The sequence below is a fragment of the Streptomyces sp. NPDC126510 genome, assembly GCF_040302345.1.
Taxonomy (GTDB): Bacteria; Actinomycetota; Actinomycetes; order Streptomycetales; family Streptomycetaceae; genus Streptomyces.
Genome location: NZ_JBEORR010000094.1, coordinates 1 through 2,181, shown reverse-complemented (window position 1 = coordinate 2,181; position 2,181 = coordinate 1). Strand labels below are relative to the sequence as shown.

2 protein-coding genes and 1 pseudogene are annotated in these 2,181 nt (G+C 64.9%); 1 reads left to right on the top strand and 2 read right to left on the bottom strand.

The window, feature by feature from the left end; genetic code table 11:
- Positions 1–202 precede the first annotated feature (202 nt).
- A pseudogene (locus ABTX60_RS43105) lies at positions 203–410 on the top strand (integrase core domain-containing protein); the annotation flags it as partial.
- Positions 411–432: 22 nt separating this feature from the next.
- On the opposite strand, the gene ABTX60_RS43100 reads toward ABTX60_RS43105, so the two are convergent.
- A complete protein-coding gene (locus ABTX60_RS43100; protein WP_352102048.1) occupies positions 433–882 on the bottom strand; it encodes an SRPBCC family protein in 450 nt (149 codons plus the stop codon).
- Positions 883–1,172: 290 nt separating this feature from the next.
- Positions 1,173–2,048 (bottom strand): IS5 family transposase, encoded by an 876-nt coding sequence (locus ABTX60_RS43095; protein ID WP_352102047.1) that lies wholly within the window; start codon positions 2,046–2,048, stop codon positions 1,173–1,175.
- Positions 2,049–2,181: the final 133 nt, after the last annotated feature.

Sequence of the window (2,181 nt, the reverse complement as noted above, 5' to 3'; positions counted from 1 at the left end):
CGTTCTCATCAGTTACTTCCGACTCAGCAACCTCAGACCAATGTGACCTCTAAAGCACCACGAAACAACCCCACCGGGACAAAACGCTCTTTTAGGGCGTGTTTCGAAAGTGGATCTTAAGCGTTAGATGATCACGGTTCATGGGGGCGGGGACATCTCACGGACGAGCAGTGATGTGCATGATCCGCTTCCGATACACGCCCTCAACGGCAAGGTCGAAACGCTCCCACCGCATCGACGCCGAGGAGTTCTACCGCATGCTCGACGGCTTCGTCATCGATGACACCGGCGTCTTCAACGACAAGCTCCGCGAGTGCGAGGACTACTACAACTACCATCGCCCCCACGGTGCCCTCGGCGGTCAGACTCCGTACGAACGCCTCAAGCAGAAGACCCAGACCCAGGTGTAAGCAAGCTCCGGCAGATGCACACCTAGGACGCGCCCGCCTCGAGCAGTTCCTTGGCGAGCACCTTGTCCCGCGGAATCTCCTTGCGGACCATGGGCTTGACCACCAGCGGGACGAGGACCTTGCCGATGCCGTGCGGCTCGAGATCTACGGACAGCGTCAGCCGGGAACGCTCGCCGTTGTCGAGCGGCTCGATCCTGCCCTGGAGGTCACCGCGGACCGGACCGTCGACGCCGTGGAAGTGCCAGCTGCGCGGCGGGTCGATCTCCATGACCTCCATGGTCATGGGGAGCTTCAGAATCCCGACCCGCCGCTGCACCTGGAAGCGAGAGCCGACGCCGAGCGGCCCTTCACTCAGGGTGCGCACCGCTACAGCGCTCTCCTCCCACTCCGCGATGTGCTTCGGATCCGTCAGGTACGAGAAGACTTCGTCGGGGCGGCGGGAGATGTCGATGGCTTCTTCGATGCGGGCCATTACGCCCCCTTCGAGTAGTTCCAGGACAAAATCATCCCATGGGGCGGGGGAGGCGACCACGGGCCGCCCCGGCCCACCCCGTCCAAGGGCCCGGAGGCCCGATGATCGGTGTTTTCGGCTCGACAGCGGTCGACCCCGAACTCGACCCAGTGCTGCACCGCTCCGCTCTCATCGTGGCCTGGTTCCAGGCCACCCCGGAGGTTCCGTCGGGCGAGGACGCTGATCCTGCTCTTCGCGCATTCGCTGGGAAGAGCTGGCCCTGGACTTTGAGCTCTAGGGACACGTGCTGATCACAGCCACTCGTTGATGGCGGCTACAAGGACAGTGGCCTCGTAGCGGACCGCGAGCTTGTCATAGCGGGTGGCCACGGCCCGATGACGCTTGAGCCGGTTGATCCCGCACTCGACCGCATGGCGCTCGCGGTAGTCGACCGGGTTGAAATGCGGCGGCCGGCCGCCGCGGGAGCCGAGCTTCTGGCGGTTGCGCGCCTGGTCGGCCTTGTCCGGGATGGTGCAGCGGATCCCCCGGCGACGCAGATAGGCGCGGTTCTTTCGGGAGGTGTACGCCTTGTCCGCCCGGACTCGGTTGGGCCGGACGCGTGGCCGGCCAGGCCCGATGCGGGGCACGCGGACCTTCTCCAGCACGGATTCGAACTGCGGCGAGTCGCCGCGCTGTCCCGCCGTAAGCACGATCGACATGGGCTTCTGGCCCTGCTCGACGGCCAGGTGCAGCGTGGTGGTGAACCCGCCGCGCGAGCGTCCCAGCGCATGATCACCAGGCTCGGCGAAGACCCCACCTGGTGGCTCTTTCTGCAGGTCGCCCTGCTTGCGTGCCCCGGCCGCGTGCTGATGAGCGCGGCACACCGTGGAGTCGACGTTCAAGTTCCATGTGATCGCACCCTTCGCGTCGGCCAGAGACTGGAGCAGCGTGAGGATCTTGTGCCAGATGCCGTCCCGCTGCCACCGGCGGAACAGGTCATAGATCCGGCCCCACGGTCCGTACTCAACGGGTACGTCCCGCCATGGAACACCGGTACGGACCCGGAACCGTATGCCGTCGATCAGCCGCCGCCGGGCCCACACGGGTGGCCGCCCTGTCTTCGTCCCTTTCGGCAACAACGGCTCCAACACCGCCCACTGCTCGTCCGTGAGATCTCCCCGCCCCATGAACCGTGATCATCTAACGCTCAAGATCCACTTTCGAAACACGGCCTAAAGGGTGTTGCAGAAGGCTTGGTGGCGGGCATTTTGCCTGTATGGGTGGGGTGTTGAGGGCTGAGCCGGTGTGGGTGGAGACGTT